The organism is Campylobacter sp. JMF_14 EL1 (genome assembly GCF_027737585.1).
Classification (GTDB): Bacteria; Campylobacterota; Campylobacteria; order Campylobacterales; family Campylobacteraceae; genus Campylobacter_B.
In genome coordinates this window covers 1-22,819 of the sequence record NZ_JAOVTW010000005.1, presented here as the reverse complement: position 1 = coordinate 22,819, position 22,819 = coordinate 1, and the positions used below count along the sequence as shown (strand labels likewise).

Annotated in this window: 23 protein-coding genes; 18 read left to right on the top strand and 5 right to left on the bottom strand. The window is 41.8% G+C overall.

The window, feature by feature from the left end; all coding sequences use genetic code 11:
• Positions 1 to 138: 138 nt before the first annotated feature.
• Positions 139 to 735 carry a peroxiredoxin gene (locus OFN73_RS06525; RefSeq protein ID WP_270862741.1) on the bottom strand — a complete coding sequence of 199 codons (597 nt, stop codon included), beginning with the start codon at positions 733 to 735 and terminating at the stop codon, positions 139 to 141.
• A 175-nt stretch (positions 736 to 910) separates the two neighbouring features.
• Between OFN73_RS06525 and OFN73_RS06520 the strand changes: the two genes are divergently transcribed.
• From OFN73_RS06520 to OFN73_RS06490, 7 genes are all read left to right on the top strand, one after another.
• Entirely contained in the window at positions 911 to 1,195 is a 285-nt protein-coding gene (locus OFN73_RS06520) for a DUF362 domain-containing protein (RefSeq protein ID WP_270859733.1), read from the top strand.
• Between the two features lie 106 nt (positions 1,196 to 1,301).
• Positions 1,302 to 1,715: a nucleoside-diphosphate kinase gene (gene ndk, locus OFN73_RS06515; RefSeq protein WP_270859732.1), complete on the top strand. Its 414-nt coding sequence runs from the start codon at positions 1,302 to 1,304 to the stop codon at positions 1,713 to 1,715.
• A 9-nt stretch (positions 1,716 to 1,724) separates the two neighbouring features.
• Positions 1,725 to 2,075 carry a hypothetical protein gene (locus OFN73_RS06510; protein WP_270862740.1) on the top strand — a complete coding sequence of 117 codons (351 nt, stop codon included), beginning with the start codon at positions 1,725 to 1,727 and terminating at the stop codon, positions 2,073 to 2,075.
• A 19-nt stretch (positions 2,076 to 2,094) separates the two neighbouring features.
• Complete coding sequence (gene rpmF, locus OFN73_RS06505; protein ID WP_270859730.1) at positions 2,095 to 2,241, top strand: 50S ribosomal protein L32; 147 nt, start codon at positions 2,095 to 2,097, stop codon at positions 2,239 to 2,241.
• Between the two features lie 4 nt (positions 2,242 to 2,245).
• On the top strand, positions 2,246 to 3,238 hold the full coding sequence (gene plsX, locus OFN73_RS06500; RefSeq protein ID WP_270859729.1) for a phosphate acyltransferase PlsX: 993 nt from the start codon (positions 2,246 to 2,248) through the stop codon (positions 3,236 to 3,238).
• A 2-nt stretch (positions 3,239 to 3,240) separates the two neighbouring features.
• Positions 3,241 to 4,227 (top strand): beta-ketoacyl-ACP synthase III, encoded by a 987-nt coding sequence (locus OFN73_RS06495; protein ID WP_270862739.1) that lies wholly within the window; start codon positions 3,241 to 3,243, stop codon positions 4,225 to 4,227.
• Between the two features lie 83 nt (positions 4,228 to 4,310).
• Positions 4,311 to 5,654, top strand: coding sequence for a DUF2130 domain-containing protein (locus OFN73_RS06490; protein WP_270862738.1), 1,344 nt, complete (start codon positions 4,311 to 4,313; stop codon positions 5,652 to 5,654).
• Between the two features lie 89 nt (positions 5,655 to 5,743).
• On the opposite strand, the gene OFN73_RS06485 is transcribed toward OFN73_RS06490, so the two are convergent.
• The gene (locus OFN73_RS06485) at positions 5,744 to 6,667 is read right to left on the bottom strand and encodes a methylenetetrahydrofolate reductase (RefSeq protein ID WP_270862737.1); all 924 of its coding nucleotides are present in this window, start codon (positions 6,665 to 6,667) and stop codon (positions 5,744 to 5,746) included.
• 90 nt (positions 6,668 to 6,757) lie between these two features.
• On the opposite strand from OFN73_RS06485, the gene OFN73_RS06480 reads away from it, so the two are divergent.
• The 8 genes from OFN73_RS06480 to polA all read left to right on the top strand — a co-directional run bounded on the left by OFN73_RS06480 (position 6,758) and on the right by polA (position 16,497).
• Positions 6,758 to 9,049 carry a helicase HerA domain-containing protein gene (locus OFN73_RS06480; protein ID WP_270862736.1) on the top strand — a complete coding sequence of 764 codons (2,292 nt, stop codon included), beginning with the start codon at positions 6,758 to 6,760 and terminating at the stop codon, positions 9,047 to 9,049.
• Between the two features lie 8 nt (positions 9,050 to 9,057).
• Positions 9,058 to 9,702 carry a glycerol-3-phosphate 1-O-acyltransferase PlsY gene (plsY, locus tag OFN73_RS06475; RefSeq protein WP_270862735.1) on the top strand — a complete coding sequence of 215 codons (645 nt, stop codon included), beginning with the start codon at positions 9,058 to 9,060 and terminating at the stop codon, positions 9,700 to 9,702.
• Positions 9,699 to 10,016 (top strand): dihydroneopterin aldolase, encoded by a 318-nt coding sequence (locus OFN73_RS06470; protein ID WP_270859723.1) that lies wholly within the window; start codon positions 9,699 to 9,701, stop codon positions 10,014 to 10,016. The genes plsY and OFN73_RS06470 overlap by 4 nt, the downstream gene beginning before the upstream one ends.
• Positions 10,017 to 10,092: 76 nt before the next feature.
• Positions 10,093 to 10,764, top strand: coding sequence for a homeostatic response regulator transcription factor HsrA (hsrA, locus tag OFN73_RS06465; RefSeq protein ID WP_270859722.1), 672 nt, complete (start codon positions 10,093 to 10,095; stop codon positions 10,762 to 10,764).
• A gap of 38 nt (positions 10,765 to 10,802) precedes the next feature.
• On the top strand, positions 10,803 to 12,023 hold the full coding sequence (locus tag OFN73_RS06460) for a sensor histidine kinase (RefSeq protein WP_270862734.1): 1,221 nt from the start codon (positions 10,803 to 10,805) through the stop codon (positions 12,021 to 12,023).
• A gap of 81 nt (positions 12,024 to 12,104) precedes the next feature.
• Positions 12,105 to 12,350 (top strand): YfhL family 4Fe-4S dicluster ferredoxin, encoded by a 246-nt coding sequence (locus tag OFN73_RS06455; protein ID WP_270859720.1) that lies wholly within the window; start codon positions 12,105 to 12,107, stop codon positions 12,348 to 12,350.
• Positions 12,350 to 13,792: a Ppx/GppA phosphatase family protein gene (locus tag OFN73_RS06450; RefSeq protein WP_270862733.1), complete on the top strand. Its 1,443-nt coding sequence runs from the start codon at positions 12,350 to 12,352 to the stop codon at positions 13,790 to 13,792. Before OFN73_RS06455 ends, OFN73_RS06450 begins: the two co-directional genes overlap by 1 nt.
• Positions 13,793 to 13,866: 74 nt before the next feature.
• Positions 13,867 to 16,497, top strand: a complete 2,631-nt coding sequence (gene polA / locus OFN73_RS06445; protein WP_270862732.1) for a DNA polymerase I — start codon at positions 13,867 to 13,869, stop codon at positions 16,495 to 16,497.
• Positions 16,498 to 16,681: 184 nt separating this feature from the next.
• On the opposite strand, the gene OFN73_RS06440 is transcribed toward polA, so the two are convergent.
• From OFN73_RS06440 to OFN73_RS06430, 3 genes are all read right to left on the bottom strand, one after another.
• Positions 16,682 to 17,296 carry a DUF3137 domain-containing protein gene (locus OFN73_RS06440; RefSeq protein WP_270862731.1) on the bottom strand — a complete coding sequence of 205 codons (615 nt, stop codon included), beginning with the start codon at positions 17,294 to 17,296 and terminating at the stop codon, positions 16,682 to 16,684.
• A 493-nt stretch (positions 17,297 to 17,789) separates the two neighbouring features.
• Positions 17,790 to 18,713: a DMT family transporter gene (locus OFN73_RS06435; protein WP_270862730.1), complete on the bottom strand. Its 924-nt coding sequence runs from the start codon at positions 18,711 to 18,713 to the stop codon at positions 17,790 to 17,792.
• 2 nt (positions 18,714 to 18,715) lie between these two features.
• The gene (locus OFN73_RS06430; protein ID WP_270862729.1) at positions 18,716 to 19,621 is read right to left on the bottom strand and encodes a DMT family transporter; all 906 of its coding nucleotides are present in this window, start codon (positions 19,619 to 19,621) and stop codon (positions 18,716 to 18,718) included.
• A 98-nt stretch (positions 19,622 to 19,719) separates the two neighbouring features.
• Here OFN73_RS06430 and der point away from each other — a divergent pair, with 98 nt between their 5' ends.
• Genes der through trpS form a run of 3 tightly spaced genes read left to right on the top strand, consistent with a single transcriptional unit; the run spans position 19,720 to position 22,645 of the window.
• Positions 19,720 to 21,129 (top strand): ribosome biogenesis GTPase Der, encoded by a 1,410-nt coding sequence (gene der / locus OFN73_RS06425; protein WP_270859715.1) that lies wholly within the window; start codon positions 19,720 to 19,722, stop codon positions 21,127 to 21,129.
• A complete protein-coding gene (locus OFN73_RS06420; protein ID WP_270862728.1) occupies positions 21,126 to 21,653 on the top strand; it encodes a shikimate kinase in 528 nt (175 codons plus the stop codon). Before der ends, OFN73_RS06420 begins: the two co-directional genes overlap by 4 nt.
• Positions 21,650 to 22,645, top strand: coding sequence for a tryptophan--tRNA ligase (trpS, locus tag OFN73_RS06415; protein ID WP_270862727.1), 996 nt, complete (start codon positions 21,650 to 21,652; stop codon positions 22,643 to 22,645). The genes OFN73_RS06420 and trpS overlap by 4 nt, the downstream gene beginning before the upstream one ends.
• The last annotated feature ends 174 nt before the right edge of the window (positions 22,646 to 22,819 follow it).

Genomic DNA, 22,819 nt, shown 5'->3' with positions numbered 1-22,819 from the left:
AAAAGAGAGCTTTTAAAGGCTCTCTTAAAATTTCAATTTTATGGGGATACATAAAGGTGGAGCCTTAGGGGGAAGGCCCCATACGCACGCGTTTGCGTGATAAATTTGGCGCAGGGGGGCTGCGCCAAATTTGGAGTTTTATAGTTTGTCTGAGTTTTTGCCTAAATACTCGGCTACGCCTTGTGGGTTAGCCTTCATACCAGCGTCGCCTTTGTTCCAGCCAGCTGGGCAGACCTCGCCGTGCTCGTTAGTAAATAGCATAGTATCTACCATACGAATCATCTCGTCGATATTTCTGCCAAGTGGAAGGTCGTTGATGACAGCGTGGCGGATTGTGCCGTCGCTATCTAGCAAAAATGAGCCTCTTAGCGCAACTGCGTTGCCAAAAAGCACATCGAAGCTTCTAGCGATATCTTTTGTGATATCTGAAACTAGCGGGAATTGGACTTTGCCGATACCGCCTTCATTTACTGGTGTGTTTTTCCATGCAAGATGAACGAACTCGCTATCGCAAGATACGCCGATAACCTCTACGCCTCTATCTTTAAATTCTTTATAGCGTTTGTCAAATGCGATAATCTCGCTAGGGCAAACAAATGTGAAATCTTTTGGATAAAAGAACACAACTGCGCCTTTTGGGCCGATGTTTTTGTAAAGGTTGAAGTCCTCTACAATGCTGTTGTCGCCAAGAACGGCTTGTGCTGTGAAATCTACTGCTTTTGTAGTTACTAACATGATATTTTCTCCTTAATAATAAAATTTATCATTTGCGAATTATACACATTTTATCTTATAAAAAATTTAAACCAAATTTACACGCAATATAAAATTCAAATCTAACATAAATTTTTAATGACTTTTTAAAAATAGTGTGTTATTATTTAGGGTATTTTTTGATAAAGGAGAAAATATGGCAGTAAAAATTACTGATATTTGTATAGCATGCGGTTCTTGTATCGATGAGTGCCCAGTTAGCGCGATTGTTGATGATAGCGATAACCCAACAGGGGCAGACACATACTATGTATATGCTGATAAATGCGTAGAGTGTGTAGGTCACAATGACGAACCAGCCTGTGCAAACGCCTGTCCAACTGACGGCTGTATCGTTTGGAGCGAAGTTGTCGCTGGACAACCAAGCAAAGCTGAAATCGGCGCAGAATTGCGCGGTGGCGATACTCCGGTAGTCGCATAAATACAAATTCAAAATTTTCATGGCTTAAATGCCATGAAAATTTAATTCTTAAATAAATTTTAACCTATTTTAGATATAATCACCCTTTTACAATAAAGGAGTTCGTATGCAACAAACACTATCAATAATTAAGCCAGATGCCGTAAAAAAGGGCGTTATAGGCAAAATCATAGATAGATTTGAAAGCAACGGTTTGCGTATAGCAGCAGCAAAAAAATTGCAATTAAGCGTAGATGACGCAAAAGCGTTCTATGCAGTTCATAAAGATCGCCCATTTTTTGGCGAATTAGTTGATTTTATGGTTAGTGGCCCAGTTGTGGTTATGGTTTTAGAGGGCGAAAACGCAGTAGCTAAAAACCGCGAATTAATGGGGGCAACAAATCCAAAAGAGGCAAAGCCAGGCACAATTCGCGCTGATTTCGCCGAAAGTATCGATGCAAACGCAGTCCATGGTAGCGATAGCCTAGAAAACGCAGCTATCGAGATTGCATTTTTCTTTGCTAAAAAAGAGATTTGCTAAGGTAAAATTTTGAAAATTAGCTTTGTAAAAATCACAAAAGAGCCGATTAAATTTGATATCCAAAGTAGCGGTGTTAAATTTAGCGGCGAGTTGCACAAATTAGGAGAAAGCCTGTATAAATGCAACGCCCAAATTTGCGGAGCGATACCATATATTTGTGATCGTTGTGGAAGCGAATTTGAGTTAAGTTTAGACGAAAATGTCGATTTAACGCTAAGTGACGGGATTTACAAAGGCTCTGATAGCTTAGATGTAATCGAGTTTTTCGAGGGCAGTATCGACATAGATGAAATTTTACAAAGCGAAGTAGAAGCGATAAAAAGCGACTACTTTTATTGCGATAAATGTAAAGAATTATAAATTTTATAAAGGAGAAAAAATGGCAGTTCCTAAACGAAGAGTGAGTAAAACTCGCGCAGCAAAAAGAAGAACTCATTACACTGTAACTCTACCTGTGCCAGTCAAAGACAAAGATGGTAGCTGGAAGATTCCTCACAGAGTAAATAAAAATACAGGAGAATACTAATCCCATGACGTCGATTGCTATCGACGCAATGGGTGGCGACTTCGGTTGCGAGCCTATTGTATGCGGAGTTATTGAAGCGTTAAGAGAGCAAAAATTCAAAGCTTTCTTAGTAGGCGACGAGGCAAAAATCGCCCCTTTTATCCCGGCAGAATTTCAAAAATACATAGAGTATGTCCAAACTGACGAAGTTTTCGAGATGAAAGAGGGTGCGACAGATGTTTTAAAGCGCAAAAATTCCACCATTTATCAAGCAGTAGATTTGGTCAGAAATGGCACCTGTAAGGCCGTGGTTTCAGCTGGTCATAGCGGGGCTACGCACAGCCTAGCTACGCTTAGAATCGGCAGAATTCCAGGTATTTCGCGCCCAGCCATTGCTACACTTTTTCCGACTAGTCAGGGTGGTAAAACGCTGGTTTTAGATGTCGGGGCAAATGTGGATTGCAAACCTGAAAATTTATTCGAATTTGCCGTTATGGGCGAGGCTTACGCAAAAGAGATTATGGGGATTAAAACCCCTAGGATCGGGCTTTTGTCAAATGGCGAAGAGGATAGCAAGGGTAACGAGGTCAATAAAGAAATTTTCCCAAAACTCAAAAAAATGCAAAATTTCGTCGGCAACGCCGAGGGAAATCAGATTTTTGACGGCTCGGTAGATGTCGTTATCACTGACGGATTTATCGGAAATATCGTCCTTAAAACCAGCGAGGGCATAGCCAGCGCTATGAATAAGCTTATCAAAAAAGAGGCGAAAAAATCGCCGATTGCGATAGCTGGTTCGATTTTGATGAGGCGAGTATTTAAGATAATCAAAAAATCGACCGATTACGATGAAACTGGTGGCGCGCCACTTTTGGGCGTGAAAGAGTGCGTAATCATAAGCCACGGCAAAAGCACGCCAAAAGCGATAAAAAACGCAATTTTTCAAGCGCTTAAATTTTCGGATTCAAACATAAACTCAGTTATCCAAACCCAACTTAGCAACTATAATCAAGGATAAAGATGAAGGCTTCGGTGGTATCCATAGGCGCCTACGCCCCAAAGAGAGTTCTAACAAACCACGATTTGGAGGGTATGGTCGATACCAGCGATGAGTGGATTACCCAAAGAACGGGCATTAAAGAACGCCATATCGCAGATACGCACGAAACTACTAGCGATATGGGCGCAAAGGCCGCTGCTTTGGCACTTCAAAGAAGTGGGCTAAGAGCAGAGCAAATAGATGCCGTGCTTTGTGCCACAATCACGCCTGATTATTTTTGTATGCCATCAACTGCGGCTTTGATTGCTGATAAATTAGGGCTTAAATTTGGCGTTATGGCGTTTGATATAAGTGCTGCGTGTAGTGGATTTGTATATTTACTAGACCTAGCAAAATCACTTATCGAAAGCGGAGCGAAAAAACATATACTAATCGTCGGAAGCGAAAAACTAAGCGCGATTACGGATTATAGCGACAGGAGCACCTGCGTGCTTTTTGGCGACGGCGCTGGCGCAGCAGTAGTGAGCGAGGGCGATGGCGAGGGCATAATCTACACAAACAGCGCGAGCGACGGAGCAAAGGCTGATTATTTGATCACGCCAGCACCTGGTAGCGCAAATCCTATCTCGCAACAAATTTTAGACGATAAGCTCGGATTTATCAAAATGCGAGGTCAAGATGTCTATAAAATCGCGGTTCCAACGCTGATAAAATCGGTCGAAGAGGCATTAGAAAAAAACAGTTTAAAAGCTAGCGATATTGATCTATTTGTCCCGCACCAGGCGAATTTGCGCATAATCGAGGCAGTGCGCGAAAAGATAGGCTTTACGGAAAATCAATGTGTCGTAACCGTGCAAAAATACGGCAACACAAGCTCGGCTTCAATCCCAATGGCACTAAACGAAGCTTATGAGGCTGGCAGGCTAAAAGATGGCTCACTAGTCTTGCTAGACGCCTTTGGCGGTGGATTTACTTGGGGTTCTGTGCTATTTAAATTTAACGCTTAAATTTCAAAATTTATCAAATTTAGACATTAATTGTCGAATTCTTATTGTAAAATTCACTAAAATTTTAAAGTAAAGGAAAAATCATGTCTGAGATCAAATGTCCAAACTGCGGCGAAATTTTCGCAATTGATGAGAGTGAATACCAAAAAATCGTAAGCCAAATCAGAAATAGCGAATTTGAGAAAATTTTAAACGAGAGATTGCAAAACGAAAATGCAAAATTTCAAAGCGAATTAGAGCTTGTAAAATCCCAAGAAATCGCTAGGGCAAAAGAATATATCGCAAATTTAAAAGCGCAAAAAGATAGTGAAATTTCACAACTTAAAGAAATTTTGGCGAAATCACAGGCCGAACTAAAAGGCAAAGATGAGAATTTAACGCAAAAATTTGAGATTGAAAAAAGCAAAATTTCCCTCGAAAATGAGGCTAAAATCGCCGAGCTAAACCAGAAAATTATCGAGTTAAACGCCAAAATCAGCGCAAGTGAAAATGAGAAAAATTTGGCTGTGAGCAACGCTATTTCGAGCAAAGATAGCGAAATTTCCGAGCTTAAAATCACACTGAGCGAAAAAGAAAAAAATTTCGTCGAAAAAGAGCAAATTTTGCGTGAAAATTTCGAAAAAACAATCAGCGACAAAGACGCGATGATAGATTATTACAAGGATTTAAAGGCGAAATTATCGACAAAAATGGTTGGCGAGAGCTTGGAGACCCATTGTAGCACGGAGTTTGAGAAGCTCCGCACTACCGCATTTGCAAACGCTTATTTTGAAAAAGACAATGAGGTCAAAGAGGGTGGCAAAGGCGATTTTATATTTCGCGATTTCAAAGACGGCGTAGAGTATATTTCGATAATGTTTGAGATGAAAAACGAGGCCGATACGACCGCGTCAAAGCATAAAAACGAGGAATTTTTTGCCAAATTAGACAAGGACAGAAAGGCGAAAAACTGCGAATACGCGGTGCTTGTCTCGCTACTTGAAAGCGATAGCGAGCTCTATAACACAGGCATTGTCGATGTTTCGCATAAATATGAAAAAATGTATGTAATCCGCCCGCAGTTTTTCTTGCCGATAATCTCGCTGCTACGCAACGCTGCGCTAAATTCGCTCGAAGATAAAAAGCGTCTAGTAGAGTATCAAAACCAAAATTTAGATATCGAAACCTTTAAAAGCAATATTGACGAATTTAAGGATAAATTTGGCAAAAATTACCGCCTAGCAAGCGAAAAATTTCAAAAGGCAATCGATGAAATCGACAAAACCATAAGCCACCTAGAAAAGGTAAAAAATGAGCTTTTATCTTCTGAAAATAACCTGCGCCTAGCTAATGATAAAGCCGAAAAACTAACTATCAAAAAGCTAACCAACAACGCTCCGAGCGTGCAAAAAATGTTTGATGAAGCAGGGCAGAATTCGGGCGAGTAAATTTGGCGAATTTGGCGCAAAATTTAGCAAAATTTGAGTGAAATTTAAACAAAATTTTGCGCCACAAATCTGCTAAATTTTGGCGAAATTTACTTTTCGCCAATTCCTAGATTTTCCCTTTTTACGATTATTTCTTTGATTTTTTTCAAAAGCTCGATCGAAGCCTCGATTTCAGCCTTTTTGGTGCTGACACTCTCCACATTTGCCCCCACGCTAATGCCCTTTGCAAGCGAGTATTTGTAGATGAAATCAAACAGCTCCACGCACAGGCTCACCGAGCTTTGCAAGATATCGGTGCTGGTTTTTAGGCGATTTTCCAAAAAATCCGGCACGCTAATGCCAAGCCACTTCATAAATTCGAGCGTTTTTTCGCTTCCGCACGGCGTGAAAGTAAAGATTATAGGCACTTTTTTGCACCCAAGATTAGCATAATCATCTATGAAATTTTTCACACTCTCAGCGTCATAGACGGCTTGGCTTATGAAATACTCGCACCCGCTTATGCTTTTTGACGCGATTTTTAGGTGCTCGGCGCGTGTTTGTTTGTGGCGCTCAGCTATGCAAATTCCGCCCAAATGCAAATCGCTAGCAATCTCTTTTTTTATCTGATACGCCCGTTTTAGCGGGATTTTCATCGTATCGTATTTCGAGGAGGCTCCCACAAATACGCCAAAATTACTCGCCCTTGTATTTAAAATTTCGCCAAATTTGCTCTCATCGTATTTTCCCACGGCGCGGTAGATTATGGCGGGTTTGACCTCGCGCAGGTGTTTGGTGTAATACAGTGCCGGATCTAGCGTTTCGATGAATTCATAAGTGCGCGCCTCGCTCGTCCTTGCGCTCTCATCTTGCAAATCATAAATGATTATGCCATCGCATGGCATGGAGGTTATGCGCTCTCTCCAAAGCGCGCCAAGTCGCTCGATTTTTTCGGGCTCGAAACTGATTTTTGGCGGAACGATACCATAGAGCAAAATTCCGCTAGCATTGTTTTTAATTTTTTGTTCCAACATTGATAAATTCCTTAAATTTAGGATATTGTAGCAAATTTAAATTTAAAAATTTAAATGATATAATGCGCCAAATTTTACGAAGGAAAATTTATGAAGACTTTGCAAGAAAATTTGAAGCTTTTTTATTTGGGGCTCGAAAATTCTGAGCCGTATTTGTATAAAAACAAAGATCTCACAACCCACGCGCTAATCATCGGTATGACTGGTAGCGGTAAAACCGGTCTTGGAATCACGCTTTTAGAAGAGGCCGCGATTGATAATATCCCGTCTATCATCATCGATCCCAAGGGCGATTTGACAAATTTAGCTCTTACATTTCCAAATATGAGCGCGCAGGATTTTTTGCCTTATATCGACGAAACAGAGGCTGCGAATAAAGGCCTTAGCGTGGAGCAAATGGCGAGCGAGACCGCGCAAATGTGGCGAAATGGCATAGAAAATTCTTACCAAAATTTAGACAGAGTTGAGCTACTTAAAAACAGCGCCGAGTTTAAAATTTACACACCAAAATCAAGCGCGGGGCTAGGAGTTAGCCTGCTTAGCGACTTTGAAGCGCCGAAAAATTTAAACGACGAGGATATGAATAATTATATCTGCGGTATCGCTTCTAGCGTGCTTAGCCTAGCTGGCATTACTAGCGATAATCTAAGCTCGCCAGAATTTTTGCTGATTTCTCAAATTTTTAGTTCAAATTTCAGCGAGGGCAGGGGCGTGAGCGTGGTCGATCTCATCAATCAAATCATCACTCCGCCATTTGATAAAATCGGCGTTTTTGATGTGAATAATTTCTTCCCTAGCGACAAACGCATGGCGCTAGCTATGAAAATCAACGCCCTAATCGCAAGCCCAAGTTTTAAGCTTTGGTGCGAGGGCGAGAGGCTAGATATCGCAAAAATGCTATTTGATGAGAGTGGTAAGGCTAGGGCGAATATCTTTTGTATCGCGCATTTAAACGACGATGAGAGGATGTTTTTCGTAACCTTGCTTTTAAACGAAATGGTAAATTGGATGCGCCAAACGCAAGGCACCAGCGCGCTTAGAGCGATTTTGTATATGGACGAGATTTATGGATTTTTCCCGCCAAATGGCAATCCGCCGTCAAAAACCCCTATGCTAACCCTGCTAAAACAAGCGCGCGCTTTTGGGCTAGGCTGCGTTCTTAGCACGCAAAACCCTGTGGATTTGGATTACAAAGGCCTTAGCAATATCGGCACTTGGTTTATCGGTCGCCTTCAAACCGCCCAAGATAAAGAGCGAGTAATCGGCGGGCTTAGCGGAATTGGCTCAAATCCTGTGGATAAAAGCGAGCTAATGGAGCAAATCTCAAACCTTAAAAAGCGAAATTTCTTGGTCAAAAATATCAACGAAGATAGCTTAAAAACGATAGAAACTCGCTTTGCGCTTAGCTATTTAAAAGGCCCTTTAAGCAATGAACAAATTTCAAATTTAATGAGCGAAAAAAAGGGCGCACCAGGCGCGAATAGCACTGGAAGCAAAGTAAAAAGCGCAAGCGGTGCCAAACCAATCGTATCAAATGAAATTTCGCAAATTTACAGCTACGGCGCTTCTCGCGAGCTAAGCCCGTATTTATACGCCACAGCCAAGGTGCGCTATGCTGACAAAGAGGGCGAATACACGAGGGATTACGCGTATTTGCTTGATATCTCGGATGCTAGCGAGATTAACTGGGACGAGGCGAGCGATAGGGCTATTGATAATATACGAAGCGATGAGTTAGAGGATTCGTCGTATTGCGCTTTGCCAAGCTTTATTGCGAGTGTGAAAAATTTCGCCACTTTTATTCGCAATTTCAAAGACTGGGTTTATCGTAACCAAAGGCTAGAACTATACAGCGCACTTGATATGCACAGCGCGCCAGATGAGAGCAAAGAGGAATTTTATCAAAGACTGCAAGATAAGGCAAATGAAATTTTAGAGCAAAAAACAGATGAAATTCTAGCTAAATTTGAAAAAGAAAAATCTACGCTTCAAACCCGCATAAACCGCGCCGAAGAGAAGCTAGAAAAAGAAAAAAGCGATGTTACTAGCCAAGGAATTAACGCAGCCCTTAGCATAGGTAGCGCGATACTAGGCTCGCTTTTTGGCAGATCGCGCACAAGTGCGACTACGATTAGCAAAACCGTAAGTGGTGTGCGAAATGCTCATCGCGTGCTAACACAGCGCAACGAAGCTAAAAACGCAGAAGCTAGCGTAGATGAGCTATACTCGCAAATGCAGGCCCTGCAAGAGAGATTTGATGAGCAAATCGCGCAGTTAAAAGAGAGTTTGGATATCAAAAATATCGAGCTTGGCATAGTGTCGCTAGCTCCGAAAAAGACAGATATTTATGATGAGAAAATTTCGATTTTGTGGAAGAGTTAGGGTAAAAAATGATATTAGATGTGATTTTGGGACTTTTTAAAGCGCCAAATTTTTGGTGCTATCTAATAGCGTATTTGCTAGGAGCTGTGCCGTTTGGCTTGCTTATTGGCAAATACTTTGGCAAAGTTGATATCAAATCTGCTGGAAGTGGCTCGATAGGGGCTACAAATGTCTTGCGAGTGCTTAAAGAAACAGACCCCAAAAAGGCTAAAATTTTAGCGATTTTAACCGTGGTTTGCGACGCTTTAAAGGGTGTGGTGCCGATTTTGGTGGCGAGGGCTATGGGTTTTGATGAAAATGTGCTTTGGGGCATGGCTGTGTTTGCTGTGGTGGGGCATTGCTTTTCGCCATACCTTGGATTTAGCGGTGGCAAGGGCGTAGCCACGGGTGCTGGCGTGCTAGCATGCTTCGTGCCAATCGAGCTAATCATCGCGCTTGTTGTTTGGTTTATTGTGGGCAAAGTGCTTAAAATTTCGTCCGTAGCCTCGCTATCAGCGGCGCTCGCGCTAATTGTGGCTAGCTACATACTCCACGCAGATATGCCAGCAATCCACACTCACGCGCCGATTTTTATCATAGTTTTTATCGTGTTTTACAAACATATTCCAAATATCGCAAGATTGCTTCGTGGCGAGGAAAAACGGGTAATATGATTCGGGTTTTGATTGAGGATTTGAAATTCGACGCGATTGTTGGAATTTTGGATTTCGAAAGAGAAAAAAAACAAGAAATTTTAGTAAGCGCAAAATTTGGCGCAGATGAATTTATAGACTACGCCAAGGCGTGCGAATTTATAAAATTTAGCTTTGAGAGGGAGAAATTTTTGCTCGTCGAAGACGCGCTAAATTTCTTCGCCAAGAGCTTTAAAACCCAGTATAAAAGCCTGAATTACTTCTATATGAAAATTTACAAAACCCAAATTTTAGCTGACGCAAAAGTCGGCGCGCAAATAGAAATAAATTTTTAAAATTTCTTTAAAAAAACTTGAATTTTGGCTTAAAATATGCTACAATCACGCCAAATTTTATTACGAAGGAAAATCAATGAGAATTTTGATTGTTGAAGATGAAGTTACTCTAAACAAAACTATCGCCGAGGGTTTGGCGGAGTTTGGTTACCAAACAGACAGCTCAGAAAGCTTTAAAGACGCTGAATATTACATAGGCATACGAAATTACGATTTAGTTTTAACCGACTGGATGTTACCAGATGGTAGTGGCGTCGATTTAATCAACATTATAAAACAAAAATTCGCTCGCACAGCAGTCGTCGTGCTATCTGCAAAAGACGATAAAGAAAGCGAGATAAAAGCCCTAAAAGCTGGCGCAGATGATTATATCAAAAAACCATTTGATTTCGATGTTTTGGTTGCCCGCCTTGAAGCTAGACTTAGATTTGGTGGCTCAAATATCATCAAAATCGACGATCTTATCATCGACCCAGATGAGGAGAAAATCACATATCTTGGCCAAGAAATTGAGCTAAAAGGCAAACCTTTCGAGGTGCTAACTCACCTAGCTCGCCACAGCGATCAAATCGTAAGCAAAGAGCAACTACTTGACGCTATTTGGGAAGAGCCAGAGCTAGTAACCCCAAATGTAATCGAGGTCGCAATCAACCAAATCCGCCAAAAAATGGATAAACCACTAAATATTTCTACAATCGAGACAGTTCGTCGTCGCGGATATAGATTTTGCTTTCCACAAAAAGCCTAAGAACCCGTTTCATAATCCAATTAGCATCTGCTTCGGCGATGCTAATTTTGATTTTTTCCGTAATGCTTTATAACTACATAAGGATTACGATTTTCGAAAATTCAGTGCATGGACTTTTATTAAGAGCCGAAAATATCACAAGATTACCCAAAATTCCAGCAGAAAAAATATCAGAATATCTGCCAGATCCCAAAGGCGAGTTTATCACGAGTTTTATTTCTGGTGAAAAAATCAGCAAACCTAAATTTTATGAATCCAAAGAAGATGATATTTATTTTTTGACGATTCAGTATCCATATAGCAACGAGGAAATTTTGCAGATCAAAACTGATGTCACGGTCTATGCAAATATCGCAAATCAGATACTTGTGGATATTATTATCCTAAATTTGACAATGATATTTTTGATAATTTTTTACGCTATGTTTCTATCGCGCACGCTTTTGATGCCGATTAAGGTAATTTCGCAAAAATTAGCCAGTCTCGATGAGAAATTCCTAGCCCCGCTTGATACACAGAGGTGTGAGAGCGAATTCCGCCCGATTTTGACAAATATAAACCGCCTAATCGATCGAATTCAGACCTTCATAATGTATCAAAAAGAGCTGTTTATCGGTATCGCGCACGAGCTAAAAACCCCGCTAGCGGTGATGAAAACCAAAAACGAAGTAACGCTCATAAAGCCAAGAGAGGCGGAAAAATACATCGAGGCGCTCCAAAACAACAACAAATCAATCGACGATATGAATAAAATGATAATCTCGATTTTAGAGATCGGTCGCCAAGAGGGAGCGCAGTTTGAGAGCCCAGAGCAGCTTGATATCGCGCAGTATCTAGGCGAGCTGTGCGTGAATTTTAAAATTTTGGCTAGACATGAAAAAAAAGATGTCGTAAGCAAAATTTCGCCAAAATCCCTAGAAGTGAGTATCCAAAAAAACCTTTTTATGCATATTATCCAAAATTTCGTCCAAAACGCGATTAAATTTTCCCCAGAGGGCGAAGTAATCGAGGTTTTCAGTGAAATTTCGGGCGATGAATTTATCGTGCGCGTAGAAAATTTAGGCGAGAGTATCGACGAAAGCCAAGACTTTTTCGCGCCGTTTAAACGCAAGGGCGGCAAGCCTGGCGCTGGGCTTGGGCTGTTTTTGGCCAAAAACGCCGCACAGGCTATGGGTGCATCTGTGAGCCTTAAAAATTCGCCCGCCAAAGATAAGATTGTAGCGACCCTTACAATTCCGCTAAAAAATCTCAAAAAATAGCGCAAATTTGGTATTTTTTAAAATAAAATTAAAAGTTTTTAGTGTATAAATGCACTAATTTTTTTTGTAAAGGTTAAATTTATGTCTTTGATGATTACAGACGAGTGTATCAGTTGCGATGCGTGTCGCGAAGAGTGCCCAAATGAGGCGATTTTCGAGGACGAGCCGACATATATGATTGATTCTGATAGGTGCTGTGAGTGCGTGGATCAATACTCAGAACCAGCCTGCATCGTAGTCTGCCCTGTCGAGTGTATAACTTACGATCCTGATAATATCGAAACCGAGGGTGAGCTTAAATACAAACACGCTCACATGGATTATTAATGCCAAAACGCGTTGGAGTGATTGATTTAGGCTCAAATTCTGCCAGATTAGTGATTTTTGAGCGAACGAGCAGATTTGGGTTTTTTATCCTTGCAGAGCACAAAATCAAAGTTCGCCTAGGCGAGGGCGCGTATGAAAACGGCGGAGTTTTGCAACCAGCGGCTATGCAAAAATGCCTTGATGCGTTTGTGGAATTTAAAGAACTGCTCCAAAAATACGGCGCCAAAAGGGTGCTTTGCGTAGGCACTTCTGCACTGCGCGACGCTCCAAATGGGGGCGAGTTTATCAAGCTAGTTTTTCAAAAAACCAAAATCGCAATCCGCAAAATAGATGGCGAGAGTGAGGCGTATTTTGGAGGATACGCCGCACACAATCTCCTTAGCGATTTCAAAGACGGCGTGAGCGTGGATATCGGCGGAGGCTCGACTGAGCTTGCGCGCATTAAAAATGGCAAAATCGAGGCCAAAATTTCGCTAAATTTAGGCACCGTTCGCCTAAAAGAGCTATTTTTCGACAAAGGCGATATGGCCGGGCTATATGGCTATGTAAATGAGGCAATCAGCGCGGTTGGCGACGAATTTGCCAGCTCAAATTTAATCGCTATGGGCGGTTCGGCAAGAGCGCTAAGCAATGCCATAATGGCGATTGAGAATTATCCGATTAAAATCGTGCATAATTACTGCTACGATTACGAAAAATACGCGCCGTTTTTTAGCAAACTAATCGGCGCCAAAACCCTAGAACTAGCCAAATTTCCGATAAAAAAAGAGCGTTACGACACGATTAGAGAGGGTGCGATAATTTTTAGCGAGATTGCTAAAAAAATCGGCGCAAAAAGCGTGATTACAAGCGGTGTGGGCGTGCGAGAGGGTGTGTTTTTGGGCTCGATTTTGCACGGGGCAAATTTGCCAAAGAATTTCAACCCAAGCCTAAAAAGTCTGCAAGATAGATTTGCTAGCGAAAGCTCGCACGCAGACAAGTTCGCCAAAGCCCTTTTTAGCGTGCTTTTCTCCCTTCACAAGCTAGAAGACAGATACATTAGCCCGCTTTGCTACGCCGCTAAACTTTGCGAGATTGGCGCAAGGCTTGGCTTTTATGCCAAACACGAAAGCGCAGCTTCCATGGTGCTAAATGGGCTAAACTACCGCACGAGCCACGAGCAAAAAGCCCTAATCGCGGCGATTATCGCAATGCACGGCAAGCCAAATTTAAGCCAAAATTTTGCAAATTTAAGCGAAATTTTACCAAATGAGCGAACATTAGCGTGGCTTAGCTTTTTGTGCGAATTCGCTAGGATCTTAAACGAAAACGCACTTAAAAATTTGGAGTTTAAATTCGAAAATTTAACCCTGCAAATCGCGGGCGCAAAAAATAAATTAATGCTCAAAGACAGCCTACGCAAACTCCCAAAACCAGCTGTTTTTGCGATAAATTTCATATAAATTTGAATTTGGCAAATTTGCAAAATTTAGCCAAATTTCACTACACTACGCAAAATCAAAAATCAAGGAAATGTATGAAAACTATCACGATTATCGACACTTTTGGCTTTTTTTTCCGCCTGTATTACGCGATGAGCGGCCTAAAAACCAAAAGTGGCAAGCCAAGTGGCATGGTGAGCGGATTTGCAAATTTCATCGCAAATTTGGAGCGAGAGTTCAAAAGCGATTATATAATTTTCGCCCTTGATAGCAAGGGTAAGACCTTTCGCTCAGACATTGACCCAAATTACAAAACAAACCGCCAAACCCCGCCGGACGCTCTTTTGGCACAGCTTCCGGTTTGCATAGAAATGATAGAGAAAATGGGCTTTTGCACAGCGCAGAAAGAGGGTTACGAGGCCGATGATTTGATCGCAAGCGTGGTCAAAGCCTACCGCGACACGCACAAAATCAATATCGTCACAAGCGACAAAGACCTTTATCAGCTAATCGGTGGCGAGACGCGCATTTATAGCTACGCTAAAAAAATGCTTTACGGCCGCGATGAGTGCTATGAAAAATACGGCGTCTATCCTGAGCAAATCATCGATTTTTTAGCGATTTGTGGCGACAGCGCAGATAATATCCCGGGCGTAAAAGGCATAGGCGAAAAGGGGGCGAAGAAACTGCTTGATGAGTGGGGGAGTTTGGAGAGGATTTACGAAAATATCGAGCTTTTGCCACCAAACAAACAGCGCGAGTATCTCATCGCCTCCAAAAATGAAGCTTTTATGAGTAGGAAGCTTGCCACGCTTTGCGATGAGGTCGAAATTTCGCCACTGCAAAACGCCGTATTTCCCGAGCAAAATCCGCTTCATAAAATCAAAGAAATTTTGCGCGAATACGAGTTGCACAAGCTTCTTACCACGCTCGAAAACGAAGCGGGCAAAAGCGAAGAGAGCCTAGCTTTTAAGCCAGTGTGTGTGAGGGACGAGAGCGAGCTAGCGCGCCTTTGCGAGGGCATTAGCGAGGATACTATCGTGGCATTTGATACCGAAACCACTGGCCTAGATAGCAAAAACGCCAAAATCGTGGGCTTTTCGTTTTGTTTCAACGAGCAAAGGGCGTATTATGTGCCACTAGCGCATAATTACTTAGGCGTGGGCGAGCAAATTTCATTAAATTCGGCGAAAATGGCGATTGAACGGATTTTTTCTGGCTTTGTTGTAGGGCAAAATTTAAAATATGATTTTAATATCATAGAGCAAAATTTCGGCATAAAACCGCCACGCAAATTCGCTGATACGATGATTTTAGCGTGGCTCATAAATCCTAGCGAGAGCGTGGGCATGGATAATTTAGCTAAGCGGTATTTCGACTATGACACGATTAAATTCGAAGAAATCGTGGCCAAGGGTGAGACTTTTGCGAGTTTGGAGTTTGATGAGGCCACGAAATACGCAGCCGAAGATGCGTGGATAACTTTGAAATTTTATTTTAAATTTCAAAATTTACTCTCGCCAGAGTTGCTAAATTTGGCAAAAACGCTAGAATTCCCATTTGTGCGTGTTTTGCGTGATATGGAAAATGCAGGAATTAAAATTTCAAAGCCAAATTTAAGCGAGTTGATTTCTCACAACGAAAGCGCGCTTAGGGTGCTGACAAACGAAATTTACGAGCTTAGTGGCGAGAGTTTTAATATAAACTCCACAAAACAGCTTGGCGTGGTGCTTTTCGAGCATTTGGGTTTGCCATGCCAAAAAAAGACCAAAACAGGTTACAGCACCGATGAGAGTGTGCTTGCCCTGCTTATACAGGCGCACCCAGTGATTGAAAAAATCCTAGCTTATCGTGAGCTTTACAAGCTTCAAAGCACCTATTGTGAGCCACTTTACGCCCTTGCGATGAAAAACGAAAATAGCAGAATTTATTCAAATTTCATGCAAACAGGCACCAGCACCGGCAGGCTATCTTCCAAAAATCCAAATTTGCAAAATATCCCAGCGCGTGGGGCTTTGGCGAAGGATATGCGAAACTGCTTCATCGCGCAGGAGGGGTATAGCCTGCTTTCACTTGATTATTCGCAAATCGAGCTTAGACTTTTGGCGCATTTTAGCAAGGATCCTGCGCTTCTTAGCGCTTTTGGGGCGGGCGAGGACATACACTCGCGCACTGCAATCAGCATTTTTGGCGATAGCGAACCCGCACACAGGGCGATTGCAAAGAGCATAAATTTTGGCTTGATTTATGGCATGGGGGCAAGCAAACTAGCGCAAAATTTGCAAATTCCACGAAATGAGGCCAAGGGCTATATCGAGCGATATTTCGCCTCGTTTGCGACGATTAAGGAGTTTTTGGAGGGGCTAAAAAACAGCGCCAAAAACGACGGATTTATCACTACACTTTTTGGGCGCAGGCGGTATTTTGATTTTGCTAACGCTTCGCCAATGCTTCTAGCCACTTATGAGCGAGAGGCGGTAAATACGAAGTTTCAAGGCTCGGCAGCGGACATTATCAAAAAGGCTATGGTTGAGATTTCGCCACATTTAAGCGATGAGGCAAGGCTAGTTTTGCAAATCCACGATGAGCTGATTTTCGAGGTAAAAAGCGAGTATGCGCAGGAATTTGGCGCGAAAATTAGGGAAATCATGCAAAATGTTGTGAATTTAAATGTCCCACTCGTAACGAGCCTAGATATCGCTACTAGCTGGGGCGAGTTGAAGTAAATTTTTAAATTTTGCAAAATTTCGCTTGCGCAACCTTAAAAACACTGCGCCGAAATTTTGCCACTAAGTGTCATTGCTAGCCCACAAAGCGGGCGCGGCAATCTACAAAGTTTAAATTAAAAGTCGGGCAAATGGCAAAATTTCACAGTTCTTTATGGTGGGCAAGGATGCTCACCATACTATACTATAAATTTGAATTTAAAATTTTCGTTATAAACAAACAATGCAAAATTTGCCTTTTTAGCGGTAAAAACGGACTTTCTCTCAAAACGCTTTTAGTAAATTTGGGTTCAAAATCGCCCAAGCCGGTATTTAGAAAAATATAAATTTTATTATCCGTTAAACTTATAAGCCTTTTTTCAAATTTCATCAATCGTTTCATAAATTTTGGCGTTAAAATTTGTGCCACACTCTCTGTATCGCCCCCAAAAACGCTAAAAATTTTATTAAATTCGCTCTCATTGATCGCTACTTTTTTACACTTTTTATTTTCAAAACCAATCTCATTTGGAACTATAAAAGTCGCCTGTTTTACACTTTTTTCAAGTGTTGCATGAAAAAATATCCCCCAAAAGTCCCCGCCGTTTATATCATCATGAACGCCAAGCCTAGCAAATTCAAATTTAACGCCACCGCAAATTTCGCCAGATATTTGCATATCTGAGTAAAATGCGTAATGTTTTTTAAAAAATCCGCTTTGTATCAACGGGTCAAATTCGATTTCGCCGTATAAATCACAATCAAAACTGCATTTTTCAAAAGCCGTGCTTTGAAAAAACATTGAGAATTTTTTCTGCATTTTTTCTTTAATATGTCGCATAATAAAAAAATAAGACAGAACAAAAGAGAGACAAATCATAAGCATTATCAAAATTTCAATTTTAAATTTAGAAAGTATTATAAAAAGAATAATATAAACACCAATAAGACTAAACGAAATTTTTGTCTGCGGCGACAAACACATACAAATTACCGTCGCAACAAAAATCAAAGGCATAATATCAAAAAATTTAAAATAGCAAATCATAGTAGTAGCGACCACAAACGCCGTAGCCAAGCCAAATTTGGCGAGATTATATTTTTTAATAAGATTTAATCTAAAATTTTCTAATTCGTTCATTTTTTTGCCCCTGCATTTTTGCTAACGCAATTTTTTAAAACCTGCACCCAGCCCCGTAGGGTGGGCATCCTTGCCCACCATAATACTAAATTTTGTTATTTAAGTCAAAATTTTAAAATTTCGGCGCAGTATCCAAGCTTGCGGACAGCGAAATTGTAAAATTCGGCTAAATTTAGCGTTCTCTTGCGATTAAAACTCCGCTTATGATGACGACCAAAATCCCTAAAAACGCCATTAAATTCGGCAAACTATCGCCTAGCATGACGCCTAAAATCAGCGTAAAGATAATGTCTGTGTAGCTAATCGCAGCCGCAACGCCAGCCTTTTTGGAGGCTGCGTAAGAGCGCGTCATGTATTTTTGGAAATAAATTCCGCTAATTCCTAGCAGTGCGACCAAAACCCAGCCAAAGAGATTTGGCATGTTAAAATAGGCGAATTTGCTTAAATTCGCGCTCGAAATCACGCCTAAAATTTCAATCTCGCCTCCTCTTAGCGCAAATTCCGCGCACATTAGCGCAGAGCTTACAAGCGCAGCGCCAAAGACGAAAACTAGGATTATGATATCCGTGGCGTAGTATTTGCGAAGCTCCCTGACGCTGGTGTATGCAAGCCCTGCGCACATACCGCCAAAAACGCCGATGATATCAGTCGGCGCAATGCTAATGTGAGGCTGAATAACGAGCAAAATCCCGCCAAAACCTAGCATTATGGCGCACCAGCCTTTAAAGCTAAGCTTTTCGCCTAGGAAAATCGACGAGAAAAGTGCGGTGAAAATCGGGGCTGTTTTTTGGAAGGTAAAAGCCGTGCCAAGCTCGATGTGAGCGATATTATAAAAGGTTGCTATAATCCCGCAGCTGCCGATAAATGCGCGGAAAAAAAGTAGCCACGGCTTCCCGCCCACGCCGAAATTTTTTAGCCTTTTTAGCGAAACTAGCACGATAGCTAGCCCCACGGCGTTTCTGAAAAACACGATTTCTACGCTACTCATTTGCTCTGCCATGACCTTGGCTAGCGCTCCATTTAGCGCAAAATAAAAGCTAGCGATTAGCATATAATACACGCCTAAATTTTTAAGCCAAAATTTAGAATAACCCAAAATTATCTCCTATTTGCTATTAAAATTCCGGCCGCAATTATCAGCGCGATTCCGCAAAGTGCGGTGAAATTTGGGAGCATATCTCCCAAAGCTAGCCCAAAAATCATCGAAAAAATAATATCCGTGTAGCTTAGTGTGGCGACGATCCCTGCCTTTCTGGTAGCGGCGTAGGCTTTGGTGAGATAGGACTGATAATACAGCCCACAAACGCCCAAAATCGCGCCAATTCCCCAGCCAGCAAGATCTGGCATGACAAATTTACTAATCATAAAATTTAGCGCAGGAATTTGGGTAATTTCGGCAATCGCCATGAAAAGTATCGGCATTAGCGTGCCTGCAAGTAGGGCTGAGAGTATGATTACATTTGCGCTGTAATACTTGCGCAGCTCCCTGACAGCCGTGAGCGCAATCGCGGCAAACAGACCGCTTAAAATCCCAAAAATATGTCCAGCATGAATCCCAAAGTGAGGCTGTATCACCAAAACGATACCCACAAAGCCCAAAAATACGGCAAACCAGCCAAATTTGGATAATTTTTCTTTTAGCGCAAAATATGCAATCACAGCGATAAAAATCGGCGCTGTTTTTTGGAAGGTAAAGGCCTCGCCTAGGCTTAGTTGCGTAAGGTTGTAAAAAAATACGATTAAGCCCAAAATCCCGATAACTCCGCGCGTAGCAAGCATCCACGGATGTCCGCCGCGGTTTGGTTGGGTTTGAATTTTGCGGTTTTTGCGCATAATGTATAAAATGATAAAAAGGGCTAATAAATTTCGAAACAGCACGACCTCGATGGCTGGGATTTGCATGGCCAAAATTTTAGCAAATGTCCCTGCAATGGAGTTGTAAAAGCATGCAAGCAACATATAATAAATGCTTAAATGGTGCAATAAAAAGCTGTTGTATTTCAAAATTTGACCCCTCAAAAAAGCCTATAATTATAGCTGTTTTTAAATTTTGATTTACTTAATAAAATTTGGCTATAATGAGAAAAATCAAAGGATGTATTATGAAAACAGTGATGATAATAGGGCGCCCAAATGTGGGGAAATCGAGCCTTTTTAACCGCTTCGCAAACGCAAGAATTGCCATTACTAGCGAGGTTTCAGGCACCACGAGGGATACGAACAAAATCGCCGTGCAAATTTATGATAGAAATGCGATGATAGTCGATTCTGGCGGGCTTGATGATACGAGCGAGCTTTTTGCGCGCGTGCAGGCAAAAACCCTAGCCGAGGCGCAAAATGCGGATATTATTCTTTTTATGGTAGATGGCAAACTGCTCCCAGATGAGCAGGATCGCAAAATTTTCTTTTCTTTGCAAAAGCTAGGCAAGCCGATAGTTTTGCTCGTAAATAAAGTAGATAGCAAAAAAGATGAAGAAAGAAGCTGGGAATTTAACGAATTTGGCGCGCAGATGTTTGCGCTATCTGTCAGCCATAATGCCGGTATTGACGAGCTTAGGGATTGGATCTATACTCACTTAGATCCTGCGCCTGTGCGAGGGGACGAGAGCGAGGATTTCGATGATTTTTTAGAAAATTTTGACGATAATGGCGAAATCAAAGAGAGCGATGAGAGCGAGTATTACGAGAACAAAACCATAAATGTAGGCATTATCGGGCGGGTAAATGTGGGCAAATCTAGCCTTTTAAACGCTCTTGTGAAAAACGAACGCTCGGTGGTAAGCAGTGTGGCTGGCACGACGATAGACCCTGTCAATGAAAGCTATGAATTTGAGGGGAGAAGATTTGAGTTTGTGGATACTGCTGGTATCAGAAAGCGCGGTAAAATCGAGGGAATAGAGAGGTTTGCGCTAAATAGAACGGAGAAAATTTTAGAAAATTCAGACATTGCGCTTTTGGTTTTGGACTCTTCTGAGCCATTTAGCGAGCTAGATGAGCGAATTGCAGGGCTCGCGGCTAAATTTGAGCTAGGCGTGATAATCGTGCTAAATAAATGGGACAAAAGCGAGGCCGAATTTGACGCTATGGTGCGCGATTTGCGCGATAAATTTAAATTTCTAGCTTACGCGCCGGTTATTAGTGTAAGCGCGCTTGGTGGCAAACGCATACACAAGCTCTACCCGCTGATTTTGCAGGTTTATAAAAATTACACGCAAAAGATAAAAACCGCCCATTTAAATGCGCTAATCGAGGAAGCGACCAAAGCTCACCCGCTTCCGCACGATAAGGGCAAGAGCGTGAAAATCTACTATGCGGCGCAGTTTGGCTTCGCTCCGCCTAAAATCGCGCTTGTGATGAATCGTCCGCGAGCTCTTCATTTTAGCTATAAACGCTATTTGGCGAACAAACTTAGAGAGAAATTCGATTTAAGCGGGACGCCTTTGGTCATAATCCCTAAAAATCGCGGAAATGACGATGAGGGCGAGGCAAATTTGAAAAAAGGGCAAAAATGAGCGCAAAAAATATAATCCTAATCGGTTTTATGGGCGTTGGCAAGGGGACTTTCGCGCGAGCTTTGGCTGGGGCTAGCGGGCTGTTTGCAATAGATTGCGACGATATGATCGAAAGCTACGCAAACAAAAAAATTCGCAAAATTTTCGAGGAGCAGGGCGAGGTTGAATTTCGCAAAATAGAGAAAAAACTCGCTAAATTTTTGGAAAAAAATGTGAGTGGCGCGATAATCTCGACTGGCGGCGGGTTTTATGCTGTTAAAAATTTAAACAAAATTGGCACTGTAATCTACCTAAAATCGAGCTTCGATGCGATAATTAAGCGCATAAATTCTAGCCAAAACGCTAGCAAAAAAATCGCAAAACGACCGCTTTTGGCTGATTTGAAAAAGGCGCGCGCCCTGCATGAGCAAAGGGATAAAAAATACAGCGCCAAGGCCGATTATATCGTAAATGTAGAGAAAAATTCGCAAAAAGAAGTTATTGAAAAATTGCTAAAAATTATCAAAAAAGAGGTTAAAAAATGAGTGAAAAATCTAAAATTTCAAATCCACGCACACTAACTGGGCTTCAACCCTCAGGCAGGTTACATTTGGGGAATTATTTCGCCAGCATTAAGCAAATGGTAGATGCGCAAAATGCGGGCGAGGAGCTGTTTTTGTTCATCGCAAACTACCACGCGCTCACCTCTGTTAGCGAGGGTGCGAAGCTCAAAGAGAGCACTTATGAGGCGGCTGCGGCGTTTTTGTCTTTGGGAATCGATCCAGAAAAATCGACATTTTGGGTGCAAAGCGATGTGAAAGAGGTTTTGGAGCTTTACTGGATACTTAGCGGATACACGCCAATGGGGCTATTAGAGCGCGCTCACGCTTACAAAGACAAGGTCGCAAAGGGCTTTGAGAGCAAGCACGATTTGTTTTCATACCCTGTGCTAATGGCGGCTGATATTTTGCTATACGACGCTACGAGCGTGCCTGTGGGCAAAGATCAAATTCAGCATGTCGAAATCGCGCGCGATATCGCTTTGAAATTTAACAACGCGCATGGCGAAATTTTGACCCTGCCAAGTGCTAGAATTAGCGAAAATGTGGCTATTGTGCCGGGCACAGATGGCGCAAAAATGAGCAAAAGCTATGGAAATACGATTGATATTTTTTCTTCGCCAAAGGAGCAAAAAAAGCAAATCGGCTCGATTGTTACGACATCTGAGCCACTCGAAGCGCCAAAGCAGTGGCAAAACTGCAATGTTTATAATATAGCAAAACTCTTTTTAGACGAAGCAGGACAAAAAGCCTTGCAAGAGCGATATAAGCGTGGTGGCGAGGGGCATGGACACTTTAAAATGTATCTTGGCGAGCTTATGAGTGAGTATTTCGGACAGGCGCGCGAAAAATACACTGAGTTGCTAGCTGATAAGAAAAAGCTAGATGAAATTTTGGCTTATGGTGCGCAAAAGGCGCAAAAAATCGCGAGTGAAAAAATGCGCCTAATACGCGAAAGTGTGGGGATTTATAGATAAATTGTAGTTAAATTTCGCCAAGCAAAATTTGGCGAAATTTATAAGTTCTGCAAAATTTCAAAATTCCCCCCTCCATTTAATCTCTTTTTAAGCAACCCTTGAATATAATCCACTTTCCGTTTTTGAAATCTAACTTCTGTTATTTTCCAATGCGTGTTATTTTATTTATTATTG